Annotated in this window: 4 protein-coding genes and 1 pseudogene; 2 read left to right on the forward strand and 3 right to left on the reverse strand. The window is 70.4% G+C overall.

Annotation, left to right across the window (positions count from 1 at the left end):
* Positions 1-352 precede the first annotated feature (352 nt).
* Both ABZ374_RS31525 and ABZ374_RS31530 read right to left on the reverse strand, forming a co-directional pair.
* Entirely contained in the window at positions 353-2,488 is a 2,136-nt protein-coding gene (locus ABZ374_RS31525) for a 3-hydroxyacyl-CoA dehydrogenase NAD-binding domain-containing protein (RefSeq protein ID WP_360317475.1), read from the reverse strand.
* Positions 2,485-3,744: a thiolase family protein gene (locus tag ABZ374_RS31530; protein WP_360317477.1), complete on the reverse strand. Its 1,260-nt coding sequence runs from the start codon at positions 3,742-3,744 to the stop codon at positions 2,485-2,487. Before ABZ374_RS31530 ends, ABZ374_RS31525 begins: the two co-directional genes overlap by 4 nt.
* 667 nt (positions 3,745-4,411) lie before the next feature.
* Between ABZ374_RS31530 and efeO the strand changes: the two genes are divergently transcribed.
* Both efeO and efeB read left to right on the forward strand, forming a co-directional pair.
* Positions 4,412-5,545 (forward strand): iron uptake system protein EfeO, encoded by a 1,134-nt coding sequence (gene efeO, locus ABZ374_RS31535; protein WP_360317479.1) that lies wholly within the window; start codon positions 4,412-4,414, stop codon positions 5,543-5,545.
* 108 nt (positions 5,546-5,653) lie between these two features.
* On the forward strand, positions 5,654-6,931 hold the full coding sequence (gene efeB, locus ABZ374_RS31540) for an iron uptake transporter deferrochelatase/peroxidase subunit (RefSeq protein ID WP_360317481.1): 1,278 nt from the start codon (positions 5,654-5,656) through the stop codon (positions 6,929-6,931).
* A gap of 88 nt (positions 6,932-7,019) precedes the next feature.
* Here the strand turns inward: efeB and ABZ374_RS31545 are convergent.
* Positions 7,020-7,262, reverse strand: a pseudogene (locus ABZ374_RS31545) (iron transporter); the annotation flags it as partial.

A 7,262-nucleotide genomic window follows, 5' to 3' on the forward strand; every position in this document is an offset into this window, starting at 1 on the left:
CCCGTGGACCTGCGTGCGGCCATCCGCCCTCCCAGGCAGCCGACCGATCCGTGAGCCGACCCGGGACAAGTGGCAGGTGGCGGCGCGTAGCGACGGTCGCCCCCTGGGGGCCCTGCAAGCCACCGGCTTCGGTCGTTCGCACGAGCCGCAGCCCCCGATCCCGTGATGGTCTCGGAGGTACAGAGCGCCGCCGTCACCCAAGGCCGACCCCGAGGCCGCCTTCCGACCCACCTGTGGCAAGCCGCCCGCCGACCCGGGTGTGACCCGAGCGCCGAGCGACCCGAACGCCGAGCGACCCAAGCGCGCGAAGGGCGGCCCCACGGAGCCGGGCCGCCCTTCGCGCGCCGCCCGCCTACCGCGGAACCGAAGCCGCCCCCGCCGGGAGGAAGCGCTTGCCCACGGTTTTCTCGCTGACCCCCGCGCGGTCCAGGTACGGGGTGATGCCGCCCAGGTGGAAGGGCCAGCCGGCGCCGGCGATCATGCACAGGTCGATGTCCTGCGGGGCGGCGACGACGCCCTCGTCGAGCATGCGGTTGATCTCGTCGGCCAGGGCGGCCAACGCGCGGTCGCGGACCTGCTCCTCCGTGGAGGGGGAGTCGCCCACCTCCAGCAGCGCGACGACCTCCGGGTCGACCTCCTGGGCGCCCGAGGCCCAGGTCAGGAAGGAGCGTTTGCCGGCCTTGACCACGCGCTCCAGGTTGGCCGAGACGCCGAAGCGGTCCGGGAAGGCCGTGTGCAGGGTCTCGCCGACGTGCGCGGCGATCGCCGGGCCGACGAGTTCGAGCAGGACCATCGGGGACATCGGCAGGCCCAGCGGGGCCAGCGCGTTGTCGGCGACCTCGATCGGAGTGCCCTCGTCCACCGCCGCCAGCACCTCGCCGAGGAAGCGGGTGAGCACGCGGTTGACCACGAACGCCGGGGCGTCCTTGACCAGGACCGAGGTCTTCTTGAGCTGCTTGGAGACGGCGAAGGCGGTGGCGAGCGCACCGTCGTCGGTCTGCTCGGCGCGGACGATCTCCAGGAGCGGCAGGATCGCGACCGGGTTGAAGAAGTGGAAGCCCACCACCCGCTCGGGGTGCGCCAGCTTGGAGGCCATCTCGGTGATCGACAACGACGAGGTGTTGGTGGCCAGGATGCAGGTCGGCGAGACCACGGCCTCGACCTCGGCGAACACCTGCTGCTTGACCGACATCTCCTCGAACACGGCCTCGATCACGAAGTCGGCGTCCGCGAACGCGTCCTTGGTCAGCGAGCCGGTCACCAGCGCCTTGAGCCGGTTCGCGGCGTCCGCCGAGATGCGCTTCTTGAGCAGGAGCTTGTCGACCTCGGCGTGCACGTAGCCGACGCCCTTGTCCACGCGCTCCTGGTCGATGTCGGTCAGCACGACCGGCACCCGCAGGCGACGCGCGAACAGCAGCGCGAGTTGTGAGGCCATCAGTCCGGCGCCGACCACGCCGACCTTGGTGACCGGGCGGGCGAGCTTGCGATCCGGCGCGCCGGCCGGGCGCTTGGCGCGCTTTTGGATCAGGTTGAACGAGTACAGTCCCGCGCGCAGTTCGTCGCCCATGATCAGGTCGGCGAGCGCGTCGTCCTCGGCGTCGAAGCCGGCCTGCAGCGAGGCCACGTCGCCCAATCGTGCGGAGCGCGCCGCGTCGATGATCTCCAGCGCGCGATACGGCGCGGGGGAGGCCCCGTGTACCTTCGAGTCGGCGATCGCCCGACCGCGCTCGATCGCCGCGTCCCAGCCGGCGCCGCGATCGATCTCCGGGCGCTCGACCACGATCTCGCCGGAGACGACCTTGCCCGCCCACACCAGCGATTGGGCCAGGAAGTCGGCCGACTCCACCAGCGCGTCCGCGATCCCGAGCTTGAATGCCTTGGGACCGTTGAGCTGCCGGTTCTGGTTCAGCGCGTTCTCGATGATCACGGTGACCGCGTTGTCCGGACCGATCAGGTTCGGCAGCAACACGCAGCCGCCCCAACCGGGGACCAGACCCAGGAAACATTCGGGCAGCGAGAAGGCCGGCACCGCGGTGGAGATGGTGCGGTACGTGCAGGCCAGGCCGATCTCGACGCCGCCGCCCATCGCCGCGCCGTTGTAGAACGCGAACGTGGGCACCGGCAGCGCGGTCAGCCGCTTGAACGTGTCGTGGCCGGCCTTGCCGATGGCGTGCGCGTGCTCGCGCAGGACGACCTTCTCCACGCCCTTGAGGTCGGCGCCGACGGCGAAGATGAACGGCTTGCCGGTCACCCCCGCCGCGACGATGTCGCCCGCCGCGGCCAGCGCCTCGACCTTGTCGATCGCGGCGTTCAGCTCGCCCAGACCGGCCGGGCCGAACGTGTTCGGCTTGGTGTGGTCGAAGCCGTTGTCGATGGTGATCAGCGCGAACCTGCCCGCGCCGCCCGGGAGATCGAGCACGCGTACGGGGAAGTGCGAGACCAGTTCGTCGGGAAAGACCTCGGCGGCCAGTCGGCTCAGGTCGCTCACTTGTCGTTCCCCTCGGAGTTCGTCGCGGCGTTCGTCGCGGAGTTCGCGGTGTCCGCGTCGGCCCCGGTCCAGTTCGGGTTCTCCCAGATGACGGTCCCGCCCATGCCCAGCCCGATGCACATCGAGGTCAGGCCGTAGCGGACCTCGGGGTGCTCCTCGAACTGGCGCGCGAGCTGGGTCATCAGGCGCACGCCGGAGGAGGCGAGCGGGTGACCGAAGGCGATCGCGCCGCCGTACTTGTTCACACGCGGGTCGTCGTCGGCGATCTTGTAGTGGTCCAGGAAGGACAACACCTGGACCGCGAACGCCTCGTTCAGCTCGAACAGGCCGATGTCCTCGATGGTGAGGCCGGCGCGCTCCAGGGCCTTCTCGGTGGCCGGAACCGGGCCGATGCCCATCACCTCGGGCTCCACGCCGGCGAAGGCGAACTGCACGAGGCGCATCTTGATCGGCAGACCCAGCTCGCGCGCGGCGTCCTCGGAGGCGAGCAGACACGCGGTCGCGCCGTCGTTGAGGCCCGCCGCGTTGCCGGCGGTGACCCGGCCGTGCGGCCGGAACGGGGTCTTGAGCGCACCGAGGCCCTCGAGCGTGGTGCCCGGGCGCATCGGCTCGTCGACGGTGGACAGGCCCCAGCCCTGCTCGACCGAGCGGACCGCGACCGGCACCAGGTCGGGCTGGATCCGGTTGTCGGCGTACGCCTTGGCGGCCTTGTCCTGGCTGCCGAGGGCGAACCGGTCGGCGCGCTCCTTGGTCAGCTCCGGGAAGCGGTCGTGGATGTTCTCCGCGGTGTTGCCCATGACCAGCGCGGACGGGTCCACGAGCTGCTCGGAGATGATCCGCGGGTTCGGGTCGGCACCCTCGCCCATGGGGTGGCGGCCCATGTGCTCGACACCGCCGGCGACCACGACGTCGTAGGCGCCGAAGGCGATGCCGCCGGCGGCCGTGGTGACCGCGGTCATCGCGCCCGCGCACATGCGGTCGATCGAATAGCCGGGCACCTCGCGCGGCAGTCCCGCGAGCAGCGCCGCGGTACGGCCGATGGTCAGGCCCTGGTCGCCGATCTGCGTGGTGGCCGCGATGGCGACCTCGTCCACGCGGGCCGGCGGCAGCGACGGGTTGCGGCGCATCAGCTCACGGATACACGCGATGACGAGGTCGTCGGCTCGCGTCTCGTGGTAGATGCCCTTGGGGCCGGCCTTGCCGAAGGGGGTACGGACGCCGTCTACGAAGACGACGTCCCGGACGTTACGAGGCACGAGCGCACACTCCTCCTGCGATGGGTACGAGCCCCATGCTACTCATGAGTAACCAATGGTCCTAGCCCTCGACCCCACTCCGGCCGCGCCCCGTCCGCCGGACCGCCGTCCGCAGGGATCCGGAACGGCCCGGCGACCGGTGGATTTCCAGTCAAAGCGCCCCGGGGCGCCCCCGAAACGCCTCCCGAACGCATTCGGGCGCGCGAACGAGCCGAGGAAGTCGACGGTTTCGGCCGCGGTCGCCGGGATCCTCGACGCCGGACCGCCCGAGCCGCGCGCGCCCGCTCGGATCCGCCCGCAAGCGAGGCCGCAGCACGAGGACGGAGCTCCGACGGGCTGTCGCGGTGGGCCGCGCCGAAGTGATCGCGAGGCTCCGGATTGTGCCGACTCGGCACGACTTTACGCATATACCGGGCTCGCCATGCTTTGCCGCGCCGGCGGGTCTCGGGCCGGACGTGATGTGATCCACGTTCGACGAGGGGGGCCTTTACTTCGGCTTGACTGTGTGGGGGCATTCGGCTGACAAAATAAGCCAAGCCTAGGCTTGGTTAGCCTTGCCTAATAATTGCCTTTTGTCCCTCTTGTGCATTTCTGTGGGTGCTGGTCCCTGCCGTTCCCCTGCCGGGCCTCGACCCGCCTTCGCTCGTTCTCGTCCCCGGGAGAGTCCATGTCTGTCGTCCGTCGCCGCCCTGCCGTTCGCGTGCTGGGCACCGGACTGTTGCTCGCGTTGCCGCTGGCGCTCACCGCGTGCAGCAGCGACGAATCCTCCGGCGACGCCGTCAAGGTGACCGCCAAGGACAAGTCGTGCGACGTCGGCAAGAAGGACTGGCCGGCGGGCAAGAACAGCATCAAGGTGACCAACAAGGGCAGCCAGGTCACCGAGCTGTACGTCTACGCCCAGGGCGACCGGATCGTCACCGAGCGCGAGAACATCGGCCCCGGCACCTCGGCGACGCTGAACTTCGAGATCAAGGCCGGCAGCTACGAGGTCGCCTGCAAGCCCGGGATGAAGGGCGACGGCATCCGGCAGAAGATCACCGTCGCCGGCACCCCGGCCGAGAAGCCGGTCGACCCCCGCCTCGCCCAGGCGGTCGCGCACTACCGCGCCTTCACCACCGAGACGGTCGATCAGATGTTGCCGGTCGCCACCGAGTTCGTGAACGCGGTCAAGGCCGGCGACGTGGCCAAGGCCAAGGACCTCTACCCCAAGTCGCGCCTGGGCTGGGAGACCATCGAGCCGGTCGCGGAGAGCTTCGGCGACCTCGACCCGCAGATGGACGCCCGCGAGGCCGACCTGGAGCCGGGGCAGGAGTGGTCCGGTTGGCACCGGATCGAGAAGGCGCTGTGGACGACCGGACAGATCACCGACGTGGAGAAGGGCTACGCCGACCGCCTGTTGGCCGACCTCAAGACGCTCCAGTCGAAGGTGGGCACGGCCGAGATCACCCCGACCTCGATCGCCAACGGCGCCAAGGAACTCCTCGACGAGGTGGCCACCGGCAAGGTCACCGGTGAGGAAGAGGCGTTCAGCCACACCGACCTGTGGGACTTCGTGGGCAACGTGGACGGCGCGAAGAAGGCGTTCGACCTGCTGAAGCCGTACGTGGCGGAGAAGGACGCGGCGCTGGCCGGCACCCTGGACGGCGAGTTCGCCAAGATCCAGGGCCTGTTGAACAAGTACAAGCAGGGCGAGGGCTACGTGTCCTACGACACCGTCGACGAGGCCAAGCGCAAGGAACTCTCGGACGCCGTCAACGCGCTCGGCGAGCCGTTGTCCAAGCTGGCCGGCGTCGTCGCCTAGTCATGTCCCACGTCGCAACGGGCGAACGCCCGGCCGCAGCGCGGGGCCGGGCGTGGCACGCCGCCGACCACATCGCACGGGCAACCGCACGTCCATAGGGAGGGCCTCATGACCGAGATCGAACACGACACCGAGACGGTCGAGCCGTCGGGCGACGGTTTCAGTCGGCGGGCCCTGCTGGGCTGGACCGGCGGCGCGCTCGTGGTCGGCGCCGCCGCGGCCGGCGGGGTGGCCACCGCGGTCACCGGGAGCGAGGACAAGTCGTCCGTGCCGACCCCGGGCGCGGTCGACTTCCACGGCGTCAACCAGGCCGGCATCGCCACGCCGGTGCAGGACCGGCTGCACTTCTGCGTCTTCGACGTGATCACCGACGACCGCGCCAAGCTGGTCCGCATGCTTCGACAGTGGACCGCCGCGGCGGCCGCGATGACCGCGGGCAAGGCGATCGGGACCGGCGCGGACAGCGGCGTCCCGCAGTCGCCGCCGGACGACACCGGCGAGGCCGTCGGCCTGCCGCCGAACAACCTCACGCTCACCGTCGGGTTCGGCCCCACGCTGTTCACCAAGGACGGCCGGGACCGGTTCCAGATCGCCGCGAAGAAGCCCGAGGCGCTCGCCGAACTGCCCCTGTTCCCGGGCGACAAGCTCGACCCGCAGCGCTCCGGCGGCGACATCGCGGTCCAGGCCTGCTCGGACGATCCGCAGGTCGCGGTGCACGCGATCCGCAACCTCGCCCGGATCGGCTTCGGCGTGGTGTCGGTGCGCTGGTCCCAGCTCGGCTTCGGCAAGACCTCCTCGACCACGCCCGAGGCGATGACGCCGCGCAACCTGTTCGGATTCAAGGACGGCACGCGCAACATCGCCGGCACCGAGGCCGACCGACTGCGCGATCACGTGTGGGTACCGGCCAGCGAGGGCCCGCAGTGGATGACCGGCGGGTCGTACCTGGTCGCCCGCCGAATCCGGATGCACATCGAGACCTGGGACCGGACCTCGCTACAGGAGCAGCAGGACGTCATCGGCCGGTCCAAGGGCGTCGGCGCGCCGCACGGCGCCACCGGCGAGCACGACGTGGTCCCGCTCAAGGCGTTGCCGGAGAACTCGCACGTGCGCCTGTCCCACCCCGACTCCAACAACGGGGTGACCATCCTGCGCCGGGGTTACTCGTTCGTGGACGGGTCGGACGGGCTCGGCCGGCTGGAGGCGGGCCTGTTCTTCCTGGCCTACCAGCGCGACCCGCGCAAGGGCTTCATCCCGCTCCAGCAACAGTTGGCGGCGAACGACACGATGAACGAATACATCCAGCACGTGGGTTCGGCGCTGTTCGCCTGCCCCGGCGGGGTGCACGGCGCGGACGACTACTGGGGCAAGGCGCTGTTCGCCTGAGTGCCGGTGGGCGCCGCCCACCCCGATGCGTGAAGGGCCCGATCCGCACCTCGGATCGGGCCCTTCACGCATGTGCGCCGGGGTGTGCTCAGGCGGTGGCGGTGGTTTCCTGCGGGGTCGGTGTCCGGGTCTTGGTGCCGCCCTTGGGGAGCAGGAGGAACAGGGCCATGACGGGGACGAGGTAGAGGAGCCAGACGGTGGCCTGCAGGACGGTGGGGTCGGGTTGGAAGTTGAGGATGCCCTTGAGGAGGGTGCCGTACCAGCTGTCGGCGGGGATGGTGTCGCTGATGTCGAAGGCGCGGTCGGTCAGGCCGGGGAGGTGGTCGGCCTC

Source organism: Embleya sp. NPDC005971, assembly GCF_040629175.1.
In the GTDB taxonomy this organism is placed as follows: Bacteria; Actinomycetota; Actinomycetes; order Streptomycetales; family Streptomycetaceae; genus Embleya.

Coding starts and splice junctions, on each gene's coding strand:
- efeO (WP_360317479.1), top strand. CDS start 4,412: ATGTCTGTCGTCCGTCGCCGCCCTGCCGTTCGCGTGCTGGGCACCGGA.
- efeB (WP_360317481.1), top strand. CDS start 5,654: ATGACCGAGATCGAACACGACACCGAGACGGTCGAGCCGTCGGGCGAC.